Here is a 19331-nt window from a genome sequence, read left to right as displayed (position 1 = left end):
TTTACCGCCGCCGCCGCTTATGCGGCCTGATGACAGTTACCTCGATTCGCTGCGACATGACCGGGGGATCATGCGGGATGTGGTCATGATCGCCCAGGACGAGCTGTAGCGTGTGCCGGCCCGGCGTAAGCGTAATTGCCTTCTCGGTCTGCCCAAGACCGAAATGGAGGTGGTTTGGATCGCTGGCGATAGGTTCCCCAACGGGCGGTGCGGGCTGGTCGATGATGAGATGGTGATGCCCGGTGCCAGCCTTGACGACGCCTGCCGGAGCGACCCCCATGTTGCGCAGTCCAAATCGGACCGTGAGATTTGGCGGAACAACCGAGCCGTTGGGAAGGCCGATAAAATAGACTTCGGAAGCGGGCAGCGACGCCGTACGCCCAGGCGCGGTGGCCTTGTCGGAAACCATGACACGGATCACCGGGGACATGACGGGAGGACTATGCGGCACGTGATCATGGTCGCCGAGCAGCAGTTGCAGCGTATGTGGGCCTGGAGTGAGAACAAGCTCGGCTTCCGTCTGGCCGCGCCCAAAGTGAAGATGGCCGGGATCACTCGGGATCGGCTCGCCCAGCGCCGGCACCGGGCTGTCGATCAGGAGATGATGATGCCCGGAATTGGCTTTCGCGACCGCCGCCGGAACAACTTCGAAATTGGATGAGCCGAACTTGATCGTGACCTTCGGCGGAATGACAGAGCCATCCTTCAGATCCGTGAAATAGACGACGGCGTCGGGCCTGATAGGCGTGCGGGGTGTCTGCGCTTGAGCAGATGTCAGCGTCAGGAGCAGCGTCGAACAAGCTGCCAAAGCCCTAAAGGCGAATGGATCCAGCATGACTCAGTTCCTTCGCGATCACTTCATCACAGCAGTAGCAAAGCGACCCCGGGAAGGCAAAATTTCCGCTCCAGCGATATCGAAGCAAATCGCTGGACCAGGCACAGTCAGCATTCAGGCGGGAGCAGTTGCGTCATGCGCACTCGCCGGTCCGGCTTCCATGCGCCCGCAGCCAGCTCAGCCGAACTCTACCATGTCCCGGCTCACCAGTTCCTTCCGGTTTCCCGAAACAGACGCGATCGCGCCCACCGGCCCTGGCGAAGGTTATCCACCCGCGGCGAATGCGGAGCGTAGCTTTTCCAGATTCATTTCCCGAGCTTTGGCCTGCTTCCGGTTTCGTGGACACCGCGATTGGGTGTTTCATGAAGCCGGAGGTGGCATATGCAGCGAGGGACGTTTGGGCGTGAGTTCAAGATCGAGGCGGTTCGCCTGATCAAGGACCGTGGGGTGAGCGTGGCCCCGGCTCCGCGATGTCGTGACCGAGGTCATCGGGCCAGGAGAGGGAAGGTGGCGGCGATCGCCCAGGCGAAAACGACGGCGTTTGAAATTCCCGCCACGAAGGGATGGCCGGATCGTCGGAAGGCCCAGGTGCTGAACAGCCCGTAGACGAGAAAGAACAGCACGATCACCGGAACGATGATCAGCAGAAAGAACAACCGCTGGAAATCGAGGACAACCGCCAAGGCCAGCGACAGCAGGAAGAGCAGTTTCGATGTAACGAAGGCCCCGGTGGCCGTTTCGGCTCCACGCGTCAGCCATTCGTCGCTTAGGAAAAAGCAGAGTGTGCCTGCCAGCGTCGCGAGGAACAGGACAAAGCGATGCCCGCCAGGCACGAATGACGTCACATAGGCATTGATCGGCCAGATGATGCAGACAAGGCTGAAGCCGATCATCGCCGCCGCGCCTGCCGCCAGTCGAACCACGGACATCGTCGGTAAGGGCAGGCCGCGTCCGCGCTGGACCCACACGATGCAGCCTGCCGTCACCACGCCATAGGTCGCGAAATGAACCGCGAGATAGTCACCCACGATGACGGGAAGAAAATCGGTCGGCAGGAACCGCAGCAGGACCGGAGTCAGGATCGCGGGCAGGAGGAGCGGCAGCACGATACGACGCCAGCCGAGCCCGGCGCCGGCAGATGGTCGCGATACGATCGGCAGCAGACTTGCGAGGGGATAGGCGAGCAGGACGACGCCCAGAAGCAGGAGCAGGATCCATCGCCCTCTGGCGTCGAGATAGGGAGCAGGATCCACGGGCCGGCCGAAGGACGTGTCAAGCCAGACGAGCGCCTCTCGCAGGCTGGTTTGGTTGTAGAGCACGCCGACATGCTCGGCATAAGGGCTGAAGGCGGCGCGCCTGCCACCGCCTGAAGCCACGTCGCCATAGGTGACGCCAGGCTCGGGCACGGCAGGCGCCGAGACAAGGCCGACGACACGGAGCGCCTCGCGCTTGAGGGCTCCCTCCCAGTCGCCTGCGATGACGAGGAGGTTGCGCGGTGAGGTCTTGGTCACCGCCGGCGAAAACATCGAAACCGCCACGGTCGCGGCCACATCCGGCCGGCCCTGGGCGAAGCGCACGATGATGTCCGTGGCCATGGAATGCCCCAGAACCGCCAGGCGTCCATCGCCGAGAGGCCGCGCGCGGTCCGCGACGCGTGCCATCTCGTCGACGAGCGTCCGCGTCGCGCCATCTGCGTTGGCGATGCTCCCCGACAACGGCCTGGGGTTGCGGCCATGGCCCGCGAAATCGAAGGTAACCGCAGTATAGCCGTTGCGCGCCAGCGTGACGGCGAAGGGCTGCATGAGTTGCTGCGAACCCGCGAAACCGTGAGCGATCAGCACAACCGGTGCAGCGCCGCCCTGGACAGGGCGGAAGACGGTCATCGGCGTGCCGTCCGCACTCATCGTCTCGATGGTGATCCCGCGGTCGGCAGACCAGAGATTCGACAGGGCGACGCCAATGGCGAGGACCGCGCCACACCCCAGAAAAAACCGGAGCCACCCTGCAGCGGACCGGATCATGCCGCTTGCGCGCTCACGCCCACAGCCTAGCCGACCGCCGGCAAACCGCGAACCGCGAACGCGCTCGCCATCATGCCGAAGACGAAAAGCGGCACGCCAAAGCCGCTATACCAGCGTGCCTTTCTGATCGGATCCTTCAGAAAGCGCGCCATCATGATGATCTGCACGAGGAGGAAAACGGCAACGACCACCGCCTGAACCGGCTGTTGCCACTGCAGCAGCAGCGTCACCACGACGAGCTGGGGACCGGCCATGGTGGCGCAGGCGACCCTCGCGGCCCCTTCGGCACCCAGTTCGACCGGCAACGAATTGATGCCCATCTGGGCATCTCCCCTGATCGACTTGAAGTCGTTCAGGGTCATGATGCCATGCGCGCCGAGGCTATAGAGGGCGGCCAGCATCAGGATCGGCCAGGGCGGCAGCGCGCCGCCAAGCATGGCCGCCGTACCCGTGATCCAGGCAAGCCCCTCATAGGAGAACCCGCAGGCAGCGTTGCCGAGCCAGCCATTGCGTTTCAAACGAAGCGGAGGCGCGCTGTAGGCCCAGGCCAGGAACAGACCGATGCAGGTCGAAATCAGAACCCAGGAGCCCAGAAGGCTCGCGACCGCCAGCGACAGGCCCGCCCACAGGATCGCGATATAGAGACCCCAGCGGCCGGGAATCCGGCCAGACGGGATGGGCCGATGCGGCTCGTTGATGGCATCGACATCGCGGTCGTACCAGTCGTTGATCGCCTGGCTCATGGCACAGACCAGCGGCCCGGCGAGAAGCACTCCGAGCAGGGCGACGAACCAATTCGCGGAGATCGAAACATTGGAGGATAAGACGCCGCAGGCAAACGCCCACATCGGCGGAAACCAGGTGATCGGCTTGAGCAGTTCCAGAACGGCGGCGGGTGCGGGATAGGCGCTGTTGCGCGGTGGCATGGGATGCTCGGCTGCAATCGCGAGGTCAGGTTCGTCAAGCGACGCGCCTGGCCGCAAGCTCGATGACGTACCGGGCCGGAACGGCTGCCGGTTGCCTGCCATTGCGGACGGATTTGCAGGCGAGGCGGGCACCGCCGCGCCGATCATGCCGCCGCTTCCAAGCCGATCCCTTCCAGCCGGTCCTCGAGTTGGTCGCCGGCCTCCTGCAGCGCCGCCATCGTCGCCGCATCGGGCTGCCAGTACTGGCGCTGCTGCGCTTCGATCAGGCGGTTGGCGAGCTTCACCGAGGCCGTGGGGTTCAAGGCGGCGAGGCGCTCGCGCATGGCGGGGTCGAGCAGATAGGTCTCGGTCAGCTTCTGATAGACCCAGGGCTCGACCTGCCCGGTCGTCGCCGACCAGCCCATCGTGTTTGTGACATGGGTCTCGATCTGGCGCACGCCTTCATAGCCATGCTTGAGCATGCCCTCATACCATTTCGGGTTGAGCATGCGGGTGCGCGTTTCCAGCGAAACCTGCTCGGAGAGCGTGCGCACCGCGCCTTCGCCGCGCGTCTGGTCGCCGATATAGACCGGCGTCGAGACGCCGCCCTTGGCGCGCCTGACCGCGCGGCTGATGCCGCCCAGCGTGTCGAAGTAATTGTCGACCGTGGTGACGCCGAGCTCGACCGAATCGAGGTTCTGGTAGGCGAGATCGACGCCGCCGAGCACGCTCTTCAGAAGCGCCGGCTGCTGCACGGCCCGTCCGCCGCGACCATAAGCGAAGCCCTTGCGGCGGGTATAGGTCTCGGCGAGTTCGTCCTCATCCTGCCAGCGCCCGCTCTCGATCAGGTTGTTGACGTTGGAGCCATAGGCGCCCTCGGCATTGCCGAAGACCCGCAGCGACGCAGTTTCGAGATCGCCGCCATGCCTGGCCTGATAGGCCAGTGCATGCTTGCGGATGAAGTTCCGGTCTTCCGGCTCGTCGGCGGATGCAGCCATGAAGGCGGCCTCGGCCAGCAGCTTGATCTGCAGGGGCAGCAGATCACGGAAAATGCCCGACAGCGAGATCACCACGTCGATGCGCGGATGGGCCAATTGGTCGAGCGGGATGAGCCGGGCTCCCGAGAGCCGGCCATAGCTGTCGAAGCGCGGGGCCGCGCCCATCAGCGACAAGGCCTGCGCAATCGGCGCGCCCTCGGTCTTGAGGTTGTCGGTGCCCCAGAGCACGAGCGCGACCGTCTCCGGCAGGGCGTTGCCATCGGCCATGTGCCGGTCGAGCAGGCGCGCGGCCTGCTTTGCGCCGTCCTGCACCGCGAACGCGCTGGGGATGCGGAAGGGGTCGAAGCCGTGCAGGTTGCGGCCGGTGGGCAGAACGGCGGGCGTCCGCAGCAGGTCGCCGCCGGGAGCGGGCGCGATGAAGCGCCCGTCGAGCGCGCGCAGCAGGCCGGCGATCTCGTGGTCCTGCGCGAGCAGGGCGTCGGCCGTCGTGAGCTCGCGCAGCATGGCGAGCGTCGCGTCGTCGGCGGTCATGCCATGCGCCCTGAGCGCCCGCTCGGGCGTCGCGCCCTCGACCAGCGCTTCGACCAGCGAGCGGTCGGGACGTGCGCCATGGCTCGATTCGGCCATGGCGATCAGCATGTCGACGCGCTCCTCGACCGAGAGCGGCTCTCCGACGACATGGAGGCCGTGGGGAATCAGGGTGTATTCCAGCTCCAGCACCGTCTCGTTGAGGCGGGCGATGCGGGATGGCGCTTCGTTGGTCCAGGCGGGCTCCGCGGTGGCGAGATCGAGCGCTGCGGCCTGCGCCTGGATCAGCACGGCGAGTTCCCCCTGCTCGCGGGCGTCCTGCGGCGAAAGCTGGCGAAAGCGGTCGAGCGAGCCCTTGAGATCGAGCAGGCCGCGATAGAGGCCCGCCGACGCCACCGGCGGCGTCAGGTAGCTGACCAATGTCGCCGCCCCGCGCCGCTTGGCGATCGCGCCCTCGGACGGGTTGTTCGAGGCGTAGAGATAGATGTTGGGCAGGTCGCCGATCAGCCGGTCGGGCCAGCACTGGCCAGACAGCCCGGTCTGCTTGCCCGGCATGAATTCGAGCGCGCCATGGGTGCCGAAATGCAAGCACGCATGCGCGCCGAAATCCTCGCGCATCCAGCGGTAGAACGCCGAGAAGGCATGCGTCGGCGCAAAGCCTTTCTCGAAGAGCAGGCGCATCGGGTCGCCCTCATAGCCGAAGCTCGGCTGGATGCCGACGAAGACATTGCCGAAGCGCTCGCCGAGCACGAAGATAGAGGAGCCGTCGCTCTGCTGGCGGCCGGGAGCCGGGCCCCATTGCGCCTCGATCTCGTTCAGCCAGCGCTCGCGCCGGACATGGTCGTTGGCGCCGATGCGGGCGTGAACATTGGCCATCGCGCCAAAGCGCGCGGCATTGCCCTCGACGATGGCATGGCGCAGATCGTCGACGCTTGCGGGAACCGCGATGCCGTAGCCTTCGCGCTGCATCGCCAGCATCGTGCGATGCAGCGACTCGAAGACCGAGAGATAGGCCGCCGTGCCGGTGTTGCCGGCGTTGGGCGGGAAGTTGAACAGCACGATGCCGACCTTGCGCTGGGCGCGGGCCGAGCGCCTGAGCGCCACGAGTTTCTCCACGCGCGCGGCCAGAACTTCGGTGCGCTCAGCGCAGACATGCATGTCGCGCTCGTTTTCGCTGGCCGGGAAGGTGCAGGCTCGCACGCAGCCGGAGCAAGAGCCGCCCTTCTCGGTGCGGCCGCCAAAGACGATGGGACCGGTCGCGCCATCGAGTTCGGGGATCGCTACCATGATGGTCGCCTCGACCGGCAGCAGGCCGCGATCGGACGGCCCCCACTGGTCGAGCGTCTGGAACTCGGCGGGATGGGCGGCGATATAGGGCACGTCGAGCCGCGCCAGGACTTCGGCCGCCGCCTTCGAATCATTGTAGGCGGGCCCGCCGACGAGCGAGAAGCCGGTCAGCGAGACCATCGCGTCTATGACCGGGCGGCCGTCCCTGAAGAAGAAGGCGTCGATCGCCTCGCGCGCATCGAGACCCGTGGCGAAGACCGGGATGACGTTCAGGCCACGCGCCTCGAAGGTCCGGATCACGCCGTCATAATGGCCGGCATTGCCGGCCAGCACATAGGAGCGCAGCACCAGAAGCCCGACCGTCCCCTTCGCGCCGGAGCGCGCCGGCAGATTGGTCGCCTCTGCGGAGACGCGGCCAGGCATGCCGGGATGATAGACGCCGGTCTCGGGATACTCGACCGGCTTACCGACCTTGAGCGTGCCGCGCAGACCGCGACGCTCACCATCTGCGTAACGGTCGACCAGAAAGCGGACGAGGTTGGCCATGTTCTCGTCGGAGCCGGCGAGCCAGTACTGCATCGTCAGAAAATAGGCGCGCACATCCTGCGCCGCGCCCGGAATGAAGCGCAGGATCTGGGGCAGGCGGCGCAGCATCTTCATCTGGCTGGCGCCGCCGCCACCCGGCTTGCCCTTGTTGCCGCGCAGGCGCTTCAGCAGGGACAGCGGTCCACCTTGCGAGCCGTCCATGCGGAAACGGCCGAGCCGCGTCAGCTTCGTGATCTCGCTGGCCGACATGATGCAGACCATGGCGTCGCAGGCGTCGCGCCGGGCCTCCAGCGCCGGCAGCAGCGGCTGGAAGTGTTCCTCCATGAACAGCATCGTGTTGATGATGATGTCGCCGCTCGCGATGGCCTCGAGGCAAGATGCGAGCGAGCGCGGATCGGCCGACCATTCGGACGCCGCATGCACGCTGAGCTCGAGGCCGGGCAGATCGCGCATAAGGCTGCGATGGGCGCGTTCGGTGGCGCTGGCGACATGGGTGTCCATCGTGACGATGACGACCCTGATCGGCTTGACCCCATCGGCCCGAATTCGCATCGGACACCTCCCGCCGACGCCGCCGACCGGAATGCGGCGGCGTTCGCGACACGATGAAACTGGAGGCAATCAGCTAATGTGTCAAGTTAACATGACATAATTGCACGTCGTTACCGTCACAAGAATCTGACGCTTCGATCGCTCGCGTTGGCGGTTCTCTCCTGCCGGGGCAGGATTGTTTGAAAACAGCGCTCCCGCATGCGGGAGCGGGCCGGATCTCGCTGTGGCAAGCGGCTCCAAACCCTGCGACCTTGCCGGCTTCAGCCGCGATCGTCATGCCTTCGTTGACGCTATCGCGTCGCGCCGTCCGGGCTCCGGCGCAGCCTCGTCGCCATGTCGGCGATATGGGCAAGCCCGCCCAGCGTTAGGGCCGAAAGTGTCAGCAGCGCATCCGCGCCGACGGCGACCGTCCTCAGGGCCAGCAGCAGGCCAAGGCCGGACAGCACGGTGAACAGCAATGGGCGCCGCGATTTTGCCGGGTTTCGCCAGGCGGCCAGGACGAGCAGTCCGAGTTCCACGCCAATGATCGCCAGCGCGAGATCGATCGTCAGGACGAGCGGCGGAATGCCCATCAGCGCGCCACCCCGAGCAGATGGCCGAGGTCGTTGAAGAACACCCGGACGTGGGCCATGAATTTGCCGCGGACCAGTTCCTTGTTCATGTAGGAATCCCAGGTCAGCTTCTGCACGTCGGGATCGCGGCAGATCTTGACGAACTGCTCGCGGCGCTTGTCGCTGCGATACCAGACCCATTGCAGCAGGCCGAGAATCCAGAAGACGCGGCCGTGATCGGCCATGAAGCGCTTGCGCGCCGTGGCGAGCGCCCGCGCATCGCCGGTCTTCAAGGCGAGATCGACCGCCTCGCCGGCCAGCCTGCCGCAGAGCATCGCGTAGTAGATGCCCTCGCCCGAGGCCGGCGCGACGACGCCAGCCGAATCGCCGGCGAGGATCACATCGCGGCCATTGTCCCACTTCTTCAAGGGCTTCATCGGGATCGGCGCGCCCTCGCGCCGGATCGTCTCGGCTTTGTCGAGGCCGGCGTCGCTGCGCAGGCGCGCGACGGCGTCCTTCAGCGAGAAGCCCTTATGGGCGCTGCCCGTGCCGATGCTCGCCGTCTCGCCATGGGGAAAGACCCAGCCATAGAAATCCGGCGAGATTCTCCCCTGGTAGACCACGTCGCAGCGCCGTGCATCGTAGCGCGGGTTCGCCTGCGCGGGCGCACGAACGATCTCGTGATAGGCGAAGACGAAGGGCGGCCGCTTGCTGCCGGGCATCGCCGCGCGCGCCAGATTCGAGATCGCGCCATCGGCCCCGATCACCATGCGGGCACGGATGCCGGCGAGCGGCCCGTCGCCCTTGGGGCGGTAATGCAGCCTTGCGGTGCCGTCGGGGTCGCGGCCGAAACTCTCGAATGTCCCGGTGACGCGTTGCGCACCGGATTCGGCGGCGCGGATGCGCAGCCATTCGTCGAAATGCTCGCGGTCGACCATGCCAACATAGCCGTCCTCGATCGGCATATCGACGCCGATGTCCGAAGGCGCGACCATGCGGGCGCAGTTGATGCGCGCCACGATCTGGGCGGGCGGGATCGAAAAGTCGCGGATCGCGCGCGGAGGAATCGCGCCGCCGCAGGGCTTGATGCGGCCGGCCCGGTCGAGCAGCAGGACCGAGCGCCCCATCCTCGCAAGGTCGGTCGCGGCGGTCGCTCCGGCAGGCCCGCCGCCGACGATGACGACGTCATAGGTGGTTTCGGGATCGGGCGACGTTTGCGGCAGCTCTCCGTTCATCACGATCATCCTGCGTTTGGAGCCAGGGTTGCGCCGCCGTCGGGAGCGCACTGCCGAACCGGGTCGGCCGCCTGACGCGCGACCGCGATGGCGAGGCCAGCCGAGATCAGGAACAGCACCGCTTCGATGGTGAAGACCGACGCATAGGCCAAGGCGGGCGAGGCCGAAATCTGCCGCGCGAGATCGGTCGCGCCGGCGCCGAACAGTCCGCCGAGACCGAAGGCGACGCCCTGGGCCGCGCCCCACAAGCCCATCCGTACGCCTTGCCGCTCCGGCTTGCCCTGCCCGACGAGTCGCATCATCGAGCCGATGGCCGAGACCGCATAAGCTCCGTTGGCGACGCCGAGCACAAAGACCACAGGCCGAAGCGGAAAGGCCGGACCAACGAAGGCCGCGACCGAAAGTCCCGCCAGCGCCGCTGCGGAGGCGATGCAGCCACCCACCGCCCAGAGTCTGAGCGAAGCGGTCTTTGCGCCGGCGAAGGTCGTAACCAGCGCGACCAGAACCATGCCGGCGAGCACGCCGCCATGCTGGACGCCGGCGAGTTTGGTGCTCTCTCCGGGCGTATAGCCGAAAACGGTGCCGGCGAAAGGCTCGAGGATGAGATCCTGCGCGCTATAGGCGATCATCGAAACGAAGACGAAGATGGCAAAGCGCCGGGCCTGCGGCTCAGCCCAGACCTCCGCCAGCGCGAGGCGAAACGAGGCCTGCTCGACGTTGGCCGCGCCGCGCGCCGCGTTGGCCGCGTCGTCCTCGACCCCGTAGACGGCCAGCACCGTCACGATCAACGCCAACGCGCTGACCGCGCCGGATACCACGACGAGGCGACCCGTCGAGAACGGGTCGAGAAAATGCCCGGCCGTGCCCGCGGTGACGATGAAGCCGGCGATCATCATCACCCAGACGACGGTCGCTGCCGCCGGCCTCCGCTCGTCGGCGACGCGGCGCGAGAGCAGGACGAGCAGGCAGGTCCCGCTCGCACCGACACCGACGCCGATCAGGGTGAAGGACAGGGCGGCAAGCGCGATGCCGGCCCATAACAGCTCTTCCATCAGCGCGACCCCGAGCGCCGCGCCGAAGCCGCCCAGCGCCAGCGCCGCCATGCCGCCGACGATCCATGGCGTCAGTCGGCCGCCGACATCGGAGCCATGGCCCCAGCGCGGCCGCAGCACCTGTACGGCATAATGCAGCGCGACCAGAAGTCCGGGCAGGATCGCCGGCAGAGCGAGTTCGACCACCATGACCCGGTTGATCGTCGAGGTCGTCAGCACCACGATCGCGCCGAGCGCGGTCTGGACCAGGCCAAGCCTGACGATGCCGAGCCAGCCGAGCGGCGCTTTCACGAGACGCCCCCCATGAGAAGACCGCGCAGGGCAAAGGCGCTGGCCAGCATGCCCAGCACATAGAGCGTCGTGCCGGTGGCGTTGTACCAGGCGGCGCGTTCGCGCGGCGCGGCCAGCAGCCGCGCCATCAGACCGAGCTGCGCAAGCAGCAGCACCGCGACGATGCCCGCATGAACGGGTTGGCCCCATGACCACAACAGGCCGATGACGACGACCTGCGGCAGCGCCATGACCCAACAGGCGAAACGCGCGGCGCGATCCACGCCGAGCTGGACCGGAAGCGACAGGAGCCGCATCTGCCGATCGCCCTCGACCGATTTGAAATCATTCAGCGTCATGATGCCGTGAGCACCGACGCCGTAGAGCAGCGCGATGCCGATGGTGCGTCCATCGGGCACGCCGCCGATCAGTGCCGCCGCTCCGGTGAACCAGGGCAGGCTCTCATAGCAGAGGCCGCAGGCCGCGTTGCCCCACCAGCCGTTCTGCTTCAGCCGCAGCGGCGGGGCGCTGTAGATCCAGGCGAGGACGAGGCCGACGCAGGCCGCGACCAGAACGGCGCGGCCGAGCAGCGCCGCCACCAGCAGCGACGATGCGGTCCAGGCGATGGCGATATAAAGACCCCAGCGGCCGGGAATGCGGCCCGACGGGATCGGCCGGTTCGGCTCGTTGATGGCGTCGACATGGCGGTCGTACCAGTCATTGGCGGCCTGGCTGGTGGCGCAGACCAGCGGCCCCGCGAGCAATATGCCCAATGCGATTTCGGGACGATGGGCGCCGAGCGGCTGGCCCGACGAGACGACGCCGCAGCCATAGGCCCACATCGGCGCGAACCAGGTAATCGGCTTGAGCAGTTCGAGCGCAGCGGCCGGCGAGGGGCGCGAATGTCTCGTGACGATCGGAGCGGGGATGCTGAGGCGCGTCATGCCCGAAGGCTAGGCGTCTCGCGAAAAAGCGTCAACTGAAATTGACAGTATTATGGGTCAGAATTGTAACGTCGGCTTGACGACCGTCGATTCAATTCAACTCGCCCGCATCGTCGTCATCGTCGAGATCGCCCAACCCGTATCGGCGCAGCTTGGCATAGAAACTCTGGCGGCTGAGGCCGAGCATGTTGGCCGCCGAGGCGCGGTTGTCCTTGCTGAGTTCCAGCGCCGCCTCGATGCAGAGTTTCTCGATGACGTCCGTGGTTTCGCGCACGAGATCGCGCAACGACACGCGACCGACCAACTCGGTCAGATGCTCCACCGAGCGCGGCAGCGAACGGCCGCGATGGCCTTCCAGCGCGGTGCGCGCACCAAGGCTGCGGATGACGAAGCCATAGGACGGCGTCTCGCCGGTCAGGGCCGGCACGGCCGAAATCTCGACCTCCTCGACGCTGCCGAACTGGCCGCGGACGATCGTGGTGAAATTTCTGACGACGCCATGCTCGGTCAGTGTGACCATCAGCAGCGGCAGATCGATGCCGGGCCGCCCGAGCCATTGTTCGAGCGGCTCGCCCAGCGCCTGCTGCTTGGTCGCGAGCTGTGCGAGGTCGAGGAAGGCGCGGTTGGCCTCCAGCACCTTGAGCTCCGGGTTGATCACCACGAAACCGTCGGGGAATTTCTCGAGCACGCCGAGCACGCGGCTGGCGACGGCGTCGTCGGGACGCTCGGCCCCCGTGAGCGGCGCAAGGCGCACCAGAAGATAGGCGGAGTTGTCCTGCCGGAAAGCCGACGCCATGGCGCGGAAGCGTTTCGCGCCGGCAAGCAGCACAACCTCGGTCTCGTCGGCGCGTCCGGTTGATTGCACGGCGCGAAGCATCGTCTGCAACGCTTCGCCGCTATCGGGCGTCAGGCAGGAGAGGATCGAGGTGTTGTTCAGCCGGTCGTTGGCGAGTTCCAGATGGCGCTGCGCGGCGGGGTTGACCTCGACCACCCGCAGGCTGCTGGCATCGACGATCACCACCGGCTCGGAGGCGAGATGGAACAGCATGCGGTAGCGCGTCTCGGCCATGCGCAGCCGCGCATATTCGCGCTCCATTGCCTGCTGCGCCTCGACGAGGCGCTGCTGCAGGTTGGTGAAGTTGCGCAGGTCGCGCCCGAGCGCGACGATGGTGCCGTCCTGGCCGACCTGCATGGCCGAATAGCGCACGGGAACATCGGCGCCACCAGCGGACTGATGGTTGATCTCGCGGAACTGGATCGAGGCGTCGTTCCCGGAATTGGCGATCAGGTCCATGACCTTCGGCCGGGACTCTACGGTGACGACATCGACCCAAGGCTTGCCGATCCAGGACTGATGGCCTTCACGGCGCAATTCCTCGGTGCCGAGCGAGACGTCGAGAATCGCCCCGTCTCGGTCCAGAACCAGCGCGATGTCGCTCGCCGCGGTGATCAGGCTCCCGGCGACCTCGGGCGAGAGTCTTCCGAGCCAGCCGGACTGACCCTTGAAGCCTAGCGTGGGCGCCTGGGGAATAAAGACGTTCATAACAGCGTGAGCCCGGTTCCTGACTGTGGCGGCCTGAGATCGCGGTATTGAGCAGATAATGGTGTGAACGCTCTTCAACAAGGAATCTTTTTGGCGTCGAGCAACCAGCCGAGGCTGTTGACCGCTTCCGCTGCGTCGCGTGCGCCGAAATCCGCCCCGAGCGTCAGCGCCAGCGCGGGATCCTGCGCAAACAGGTTGCCACCCAGCATGATGTGCAGGTTCTTGTTCAGCGCCGCGGAGCGCACTGCCTTGACGACGGCCGAAATGCCGGCCGATGCAACTTCCCCGCTAGCCGAGAGTCCGACGACGTCGAACCATTCGGTGCGGACCTGCTCGAGCAGGATCGACTTCGACGGCAGGAACTCCGACTGCACATGCCAGCCGGCACGGCGGAAGAACTCCTCGACGACCGCGAGGCCGAATGTGTGCTGCTCGCCCGGTACAACCGCCAGGAGTACGCGGCGGCCCTCGCCCTGCGGCGCAGGCTCGGCTTCGAAGGCCGGGCCGTAGACACGCAGCAATTGCTGCAGCCGCGACAGGCCGACCGTGACGTCGACGAAGGTGCAACGATCCTGCTCCCAGAGCACACCGAGATGGCGCGCGGTCGCCGAGAGAATCGAGATGATGATCGCCTCTGCCGACATGCCCTGCTCGCGCAGGCCGTCGAGATGGGCGCGCGCCATGTTCAGCGGCGCCCGCACGATCAATTCCGCGAAGGCTGCAACATCCTGTTCGGTGATGACGATCGGCGCTGGCGCAGGCGGCTCCGGCCGGACGGCCCCGCTCATGCGATGGGCCAGCATCAGGCGGGGGATGATCTCCGCCTCGATGGTGCGGGCCAGTCCCGTGCGCAGTTCCGGCTCCGGCAGCGTCTCGCCGTCGCGGCACCACAGCGGACTCTGGATACTTGAAAACCCGATCGCGTCGTCCTGCGAAGAACCGGGCGCTCCGAAAACCCCACGTCCTGAATCAGACATCAGGTCACCTCCCTGAGTCAGCCGATCTTCCAGCGCAGAGACTCTAACGGTCCTGTCATTCGACCGGTGCACGATAGCGCCGTTCGACCTGGAGAGCGGTTCCTCTCGACCTAGTGAAGGAGAGTGAAGCATGCCAATTGCCCCTCGGCAATCATGAAAATGCGGTATTTCGGCCGGTCATGCGGCGTTCTCTTACGCAATCGGAGACGGAAGGCCAGAAAAGGCGGTGGGCTCGGGCCAAGCGGAAACGCTGCCGAAATCCCGATGCGGAACGAGGCAGCGACCCGGGCGGGCAGTGACGGAATCTACGCCGATTATTCGATATGTCCAGTTCAAATGACACAAGAGAAAGAAATGGTGTCAGTCAGAGTTGACACTTAAAAATCGTCGCGCCAATCTCGCTGGACTCGGGCCATCCTGCTTTCCGCAGGTGGCGCGACGGACCGGAGACGTCCGATGCCAGTGCGGACCGCGCAAGCCGACGGAAAGGCGCTCTACACGCCAGAGCAGCGCTTGCGCCGTGACGCGTCGCACTGGACGCTCGTGCAGGGCATTCTGGCCCCACTGCAATTTGTCGTCTTCCTCGTCAGTCTCGGCCTCGTCCTGCGCTACCTCGCCACCGGCGCGGGCTATGACGCGGCCAACCTCTCGATCATCCTGAAGACGCTGGTGCTCTACACCATTATGGTCACCGGGGCGCTCTGGGAGCGCGACGTCTTCGGCCAGTACCTGTTCGCACCCGCCTTCTTCTGGGAAGACGTCGTCAGCTTCGTCGTGATCGGCCTGCACACGGCCTATCTCGTCGCGATCATCACGGGCGTGTTGACGCCGACGCAGCAGATGCTGATCGCGCTTTCGGCCTATGCGACCTATGTCGTCAATGCCGGGCAGTTCCTGCTCAAACTCAGAGCCGCGCGGCTGGACCGGGCCGCTCGCGAGCCCGCCGGGCCGCATCTCGCGGAGGCGGCGCGATGAACACGCACGCTTTCGCGCCACCGATCCCGGCCAAGGGCTGCGACGCCCCGCCAGTGCTGCGCGAGCGCGGCCAGCGCGAGGTCTTCTGCGGCCTGACCGGCATCATGTGGCTGCATCGCAAGATCCAGGACGCCTTCTTCCTGATCGTCGGATCGCGCACCTGCGCCCACCTGATGCAGTCCGCCGCCGGCGTGATGATCTTCGCCGAGCCGCGCTTCGCGACCGCTATCATCGAGGAAAAGGATCTCGCCGGCCTCGCAGACGCCAATGCCGAGCTCGATGCGGTCGTCACCCGGCTGCTGGAACGCCGGCCCGACATCAAGCTGCTCTTCCTCGTCGGCTCCTGTCCCTCCGAGGTGATCAAGCTCGATCTGTCCCGGGCGGCGGTCAGGCTGTCGCAACGCTTTACGCCGCAGGTGCGGGTGCTCAACTACTCCGGCAGCGGCATCGAGACCACGTTCACCCAAGGCGAGGATGCCTGCCTGACCGCGCTCGTCCCGACGCTGCCGGCCGAGCCTGTCGGAGCCGGGAAATCGCTCCTCATCGTCGGTGTGCTCGCGGACGCGGTCGAGGATCAATTCCGCCGCCTGTTCAAGACCATGGGCATCGAGCGCGTCGCCTTTCTGCCCGCAAGGCGCGCCTCCGAGATGCCCGCAGTGGGGCCGGACACCGACTATCTGCTGGTCCAGCCCTTCCTCGGCGAGACGGCGCGTGCGCTTGAAAATCGCGGTGCGACACGGCTCGCCGCTCCCTTCCCGCTCGGCGCGGAAGGAACCACCGGTTGGCTCAGGGCGGCTGCAGATGCCTTCGGCGTTTCCGAAGAGACCTTCGAGGCGGCCATCGCCGCCCCGCGCGAGCGCTCCGCCCGCGCGCTGGAGCATTCGCGTGCGACGCTCGCCGGGCGGCGCATCTTCTTCTTCCCCGACAGCCAGCTCGAAATCCCGATCGCGCGCTTCCTGTCGCGGGAAATGGGCATGGAGCTGGTCGAGGTCGGCACGCCTTATCTGCACAAGGACCATCTTGCGGCCGATCTCGCGCTTTTGCCGGCAGGCACGCAGCTCAGCGAGGGCCAGGACGTCGACCGCCAGATCGACCGCTGCCTGGCGGCCCACCCCGACATCACGGTCTGCGGGCTTGGTCTCGCCAACCCGCTGGAGGATCGCGGGCTGACTACGAAATGGGCGATCGAGCTCGTCTTCACGCCGATCCAGGGTTTCGAGCAGGCCGGTGACCTCGCCGAGCTGTTCGCGCGGCCGCTGGTCCGGCGCGCGGCACTGGAGGTGTAGCGATGCATCTCACGGTCTGGACCTATGAAGGCCCCCCGCATGTCGGCGCGATGCGCGTCGCCACCGCGATGAAGGATGTGCACTACGTCCTGCATGCGCCGCAGGGCGACACCTATGCCGACCTGCTCTTCACCATGATCGAGCGGCGGGGAAAACGTCCGCCCGTTACCTACACGACATTCCAGGCGCGCGATCTCGGCGGCGACACCGCCGATCTGTTCCAGCGCGCCGCACTCGACGCCTATGAGCGCTTCCAGCCTGCCGCCATGCTGGTCGGAGCGTCCTGCACCGGCGAGCTGATTCAGGACGATCCGGCGGGCTTGGCGCGGGCGCTGGGCCTGCCGATCCCGGTGATCCCGCTCGAACTGCCCTCCTATCAGCGCAAGGAGAACTGGGGCGCTGCCGAAACCTTCTACCAGCTCGTGCGCGCGCTTGCCGGCCCGCACATGCCTATGCCCGGCTCGCTCCGTCCGGCGCGCGACCCCGGCAAGCGGCCGAGCTGCAACATCCTCGGCCCCACGGCGCTCGGCTTCCGCCATCGCGACGACGTCCGCGCCGTCAGGGAATTGCTCGACAATCTCGGCATCGACGTCAACGTCACCGCGCCCTGGCAGGCCGCCGCAGCCGACATTGCGCGCCTCGGCCAGGCCGATTTCAACGTCGTGCTCTATCCCGAGATCGCGGGGCTTGCCGCGCAATGGCTCAAGCGCTCCTTCGGCCAGCCCATCGTCGCGACCGTGCCGATCGGCGTCGGCGCAACCCGCGATTTCATCACGGAGGTCGCCAGGCTCGCCGGCGTCGATGCGACAACCGTGCTGGCCGACGAGACCTCGCGCCTGCCCTGGTATTCGCGCTCGGTCGATTCGACCTACCTCACCGCCAAGCGCGTCTTCATCTTCGGAGACGCCACCCACGCCATCGCGGCCGCCCGCATCGCCAGCGAGGAACTCGGCTTCAAGGTCGTGGGCTTGGGCACCTACAGCCGCGAACTCGCCCGCGACGTCCGCGAGGCGGCCGGCCGGCTCGGTCTCGAAGCGCTGATCACCGACGATTATCTCGAGGTCGAGGCGGCCTGCGCCGAACTCCAGCCCGAACTCGTGCTCGGCACGCAGATGGAGCGGCACATCGCCAAGCGGCTCGGCATCCCCTGCGCCGTGATTTCGGCCCCGGTCCATGTCCAGGATTTCCCGGCGCGCTATTCGCCGCAGATGGGCTTCGAGGGCGCCAACGTCATTTTCGATTCATGGGTCCATCCCCTGATGATGGGGCTGGAAGAGCATCTGCTGGGCATGTTCCGCGACGATTTCGAATTCCACGACGGAGCAGGGTCGTCGCATCTCGGCCATGGCTCTGCGCGCCCGGCGCGCCATTCCACCGACAGCCCTCATCCTGAGGAGGCCGCGGAAGCGGCGGTCTCGAAGGATGGTTCAGGGGCCCTTGGGCTTGCTGGAGCATCCTTTGAGACGCGGCCTTCGGCCGCTCCTCAGGATCAGGGCTCGCGCGAGGATACGGTCGCCCTCGCCGACAAGCCGATCGTCCTCAGTTGGGCCGCCGAGGCCGAACTCGAACTCAAGAAAATCCCGTTCTTCGTGCGCGGCAAGGCCAGGCGCAACACGGAGAAATTCGCAGGCGAACGCGGGATCAGCCCGATCACGGTGGAGACACTCTACGATGCCAAAGCTCATTTCGGCCGCTGAACCGACCCCGACGCTGCTGGCGATGGTCATGCTCGACCGTCGCCTGTCGCTTGCCGCCGCCGATAGCCAGCGTCAGCGCCGCGATGAGTCGATGGAAGCAGAAGGGATGAGCCCGTTGCTCGACGCTCTGCTTGGCGAAGACCGCCAGCATCGTCGCGACTGGCTCTCGGCAGTTGGTGAGGAGGCGAGGGCATGACCGTCCTGTTCCAGCATCCCGGCCTGAAGGCAGACTACCGCGCCAAGGCGCCGCCGCCTCCGGGCGAAGACGGTGAGGGTTCGGTCCAGGTTCAAATGGACCAGCTCATGGCCTGCGAGAGCGCAAAAGTCTTCGCCGTCTACGGCAAGGGCGGCATCGGCAAGTCGACGACATCGTCGAACCTCTCGGTCGCATTCTCGAAGATGGGCAAGCGCGTCCTGCAGATCGGCTGCGACCCCAAGCACGATTCGACCTTTACCCTGACCAAGAAGCTGATGCCGACCGTCATCGACGTGCTGGAGACGGTGAACTTCCATTCCGAGGAGCTGCGCGTCGAGGATTTCTGCTTCGAGGGCTACAACGGCGTGATGTGCATCGAGGCCGGCGGGCCGCCGGCCGGCACCGGCTGCGGCGGCTATGTCGTCGGCCAGACGGTCAAGCTGCTCAAGGAACATCACCTTCTGGAAGACACCGACGTGGTGATCTTCGACGTGCTGGGCGACGTCGTCTGCGGCGGATTCGCCGCCCCGCTCCAGCATGCCGAACGCGCCGTCATCGTCACCGCCAACGACTTCGATTCGATTTTCGCGATGAACCGCATCGTCGCGGCGATCAAGGCGAAGTCGAAGAACTATGAGGTCCGCGTCGGCGGCGTCATCGCCAACCGCTCGGCCGGCACCGACGAGATCGACCGCTTCAATGCCGCCACGGGCCTGAAGCGCCTCGCCCATTTCCCCGATCTCGACGCCATCCGCCGCTCGCGGCTGAAGAAGGCGACCCTGTTCGAGATGGGCGACGCGCCCGAAGTCGTCGCCGTCCAGCGCGAATACATGAACCTCGCCGAACAGATGTGGGCCGGCGGCCCGGCGCTCGAGGCGAGGCCGATGAAGGACCGCGAGATCTTCGATTTCCTCGGTTACGAGTGATTAGGGT

Annotated in this window: 15 protein-coding genes; 5 read left to right on the top strand and 10 right to left on the bottom strand. The window is 66.3% G+C overall.

Annotated elements, in window-relative coordinates:
* Nucleotide 1: 1 nt before the first annotated feature.
* The 10 genes from AC1DZY_RS21200 to AC1DZY_RS21155 form a co-directional block, all read right to left on the bottom strand.
* On the bottom strand, nucleotides 2-835 hold the full coding sequence (locus AC1DZY_RS21200; protein WP_476822132.1) for a DUF4399 domain-containing protein: 834 nt from the start codon (nucleotides 833-835) through the stop codon (nucleotides 2-4).
* Between the two features lie 485 nt (nucleotides 836-1320).
* Nucleotides 1321-2718, bottom strand: a complete 1398-nt coding sequence (locus AC1DZY_RS21195) for an alpha/beta hydrolase (RefSeq protein ID WP_476822131.1) — start codon at nucleotides 2716-2718, stop codon at nucleotides 1321-1323.
* Nucleotides 2719-2882: 164 nt separating this feature from the next.
* Nucleotides 2883-3782 (bottom strand): chlorophyll synthase ChlG, encoded by a 900-nt coding sequence (gene chlG / locus AC1DZY_RS21190; protein WP_476822130.1) that lies wholly within the window; start codon nucleotides 3780-3782, stop codon nucleotides 2883-2885.
* A 143-nt stretch (nucleotides 3783-3925) separates the two neighbouring features.
* A complete protein-coding gene (locus tag AC1DZY_RS21185) occupies nucleotides 3926-7672 on the bottom strand; it encodes a magnesium chelatase subunit H (RefSeq protein WP_476822129.1) in 3747 nt (1248 codons plus the stop codon).
* A 290-nt stretch (nucleotides 7673-7962) separates the two neighbouring features.
* Complete coding sequence (locus AC1DZY_RS21180; protein ID WP_476822128.1) at nucleotides 7963-8244, bottom strand: hypothetical protein; 282 nt, start codon at nucleotides 8242-8244, stop codon at nucleotides 7963-7965.
* A complete protein-coding gene (locus AC1DZY_RS21175; protein WP_476822127.1) occupies nucleotides 8244-9458 on the bottom strand; it encodes a geranylgeranyl diphosphate reductase in 1215 nt (404 codons plus the stop codon). Before AC1DZY_RS21175 ends, AC1DZY_RS21180 begins: the two co-directional genes overlap by 1 nt.
* Before the next feature lie 5 nt (nucleotides 9459-9463).
* Entirely contained in the window at nucleotides 9464-10801 is a 1338-nt protein-coding gene (locus AC1DZY_RS21170) for a BCD family MFS transporter (protein ID WP_476822126.1), read from the bottom strand.
* Nucleotides 10798-11724, bottom strand: coding sequence for a chlorophyll synthase ChlG (gene chlG, locus AC1DZY_RS21165; RefSeq protein WP_476822125.1), 927 nt, complete (start codon nucleotides 11722-11724; stop codon nucleotides 10798-10800). Before chlG (AC1DZY_RS21165) ends, AC1DZY_RS21170 begins: the two co-directional genes overlap by 4 nt.
* Before the next feature lie 91 nt (nucleotides 11725-11815).
* Complete coding sequence (gene ppsR / locus AC1DZY_RS21160; protein WP_476822124.1) at nucleotides 11816-13267, bottom strand: transcriptional regulator PpsR; 1452 nt, start codon at nucleotides 13265-13267, stop codon at nucleotides 11816-11818.
* A 74-nt stretch (nucleotides 13268-13341) separates the two neighbouring features.
* Nucleotides 13342-14244, bottom strand: a complete 903-nt coding sequence (locus AC1DZY_RS21155; RefSeq protein WP_476822123.1) for a cobalamin B12-binding domain-containing protein — start codon at nucleotides 14242-14244, stop codon at nucleotides 13342-13344.
* 456 nt (nucleotides 14245-14700) lie between these two features.
* On the opposite strand from AC1DZY_RS21155, the gene bchF reads away from it, so the two are divergent.
* From bchF to bchL, 5 genes are all read left to right on the top strand, one after another.
* Complete coding sequence (gene bchF, locus AC1DZY_RS21150) at nucleotides 14701-15219, top strand: 2-vinyl bacteriochlorophyllide hydratase (protein WP_476822122.1); 519 nt, start codon at nucleotides 14701-14703, stop codon at nucleotides 15217-15219.
* Complete coding sequence (locus tag AC1DZY_RS21145) at nucleotides 15216-16505, top strand: ferredoxin:protochlorophyllide reductase (ATP-dependent) subunit N (RefSeq protein WP_476822121.1); 1290 nt, start codon at nucleotides 15216-15218, stop codon at nucleotides 16503-16505. The genes bchF and AC1DZY_RS21145 overlap by 4 nt, the downstream gene beginning before the upstream one ends.
* 2 nt (nucleotides 16506-16507) lie before the next feature.
* Nucleotides 16508-18202 carry a ferredoxin:protochlorophyllide reductase (ATP-dependent) subunit B gene (gene bchB, locus AC1DZY_RS21140; RefSeq protein WP_476822120.1) on the top strand — a complete coding sequence of 565 codons (1695 nt, stop codon included), beginning with the start codon at nucleotides 16508-16510 and terminating at the stop codon, nucleotides 18200-18202.
* Nucleotides 18177-18398, top strand: a complete 222-nt coding sequence (locus AC1DZY_RS21135; protein ID WP_476822119.1) for a hypothetical protein — start codon at nucleotides 18177-18179, stop codon at nucleotides 18396-18398. Before bchB ends, AC1DZY_RS21135 begins: the two co-directional genes overlap by 26 nt.
* A 95-nt stretch (nucleotides 18399-18493) precedes the next feature.
* The gene (bchL, locus tag AC1DZY_RS21130; RefSeq protein ID WP_476822170.1) at nucleotides 18494-19324 is read left to right on the top strand and encodes a ferredoxin:protochlorophyllide reductase (ATP-dependent) iron-sulfur ATP-binding protein; all 831 of its coding nucleotides are present in this window, start codon (nucleotides 18494-18496) and stop codon (nucleotides 19322-19324) included.
* The last annotated feature ends 7 nt before the right edge of the window (nucleotides 19325-19331 follow it).

The sequence above is a fragment of the Allobosea sp. P2_A10 genome (genome assembly GCF_056405115.1).
Note: the sequence above shows the minus strand (reverse complement) of the source record. Positions and strands in the feature narration are given on the sequence as shown.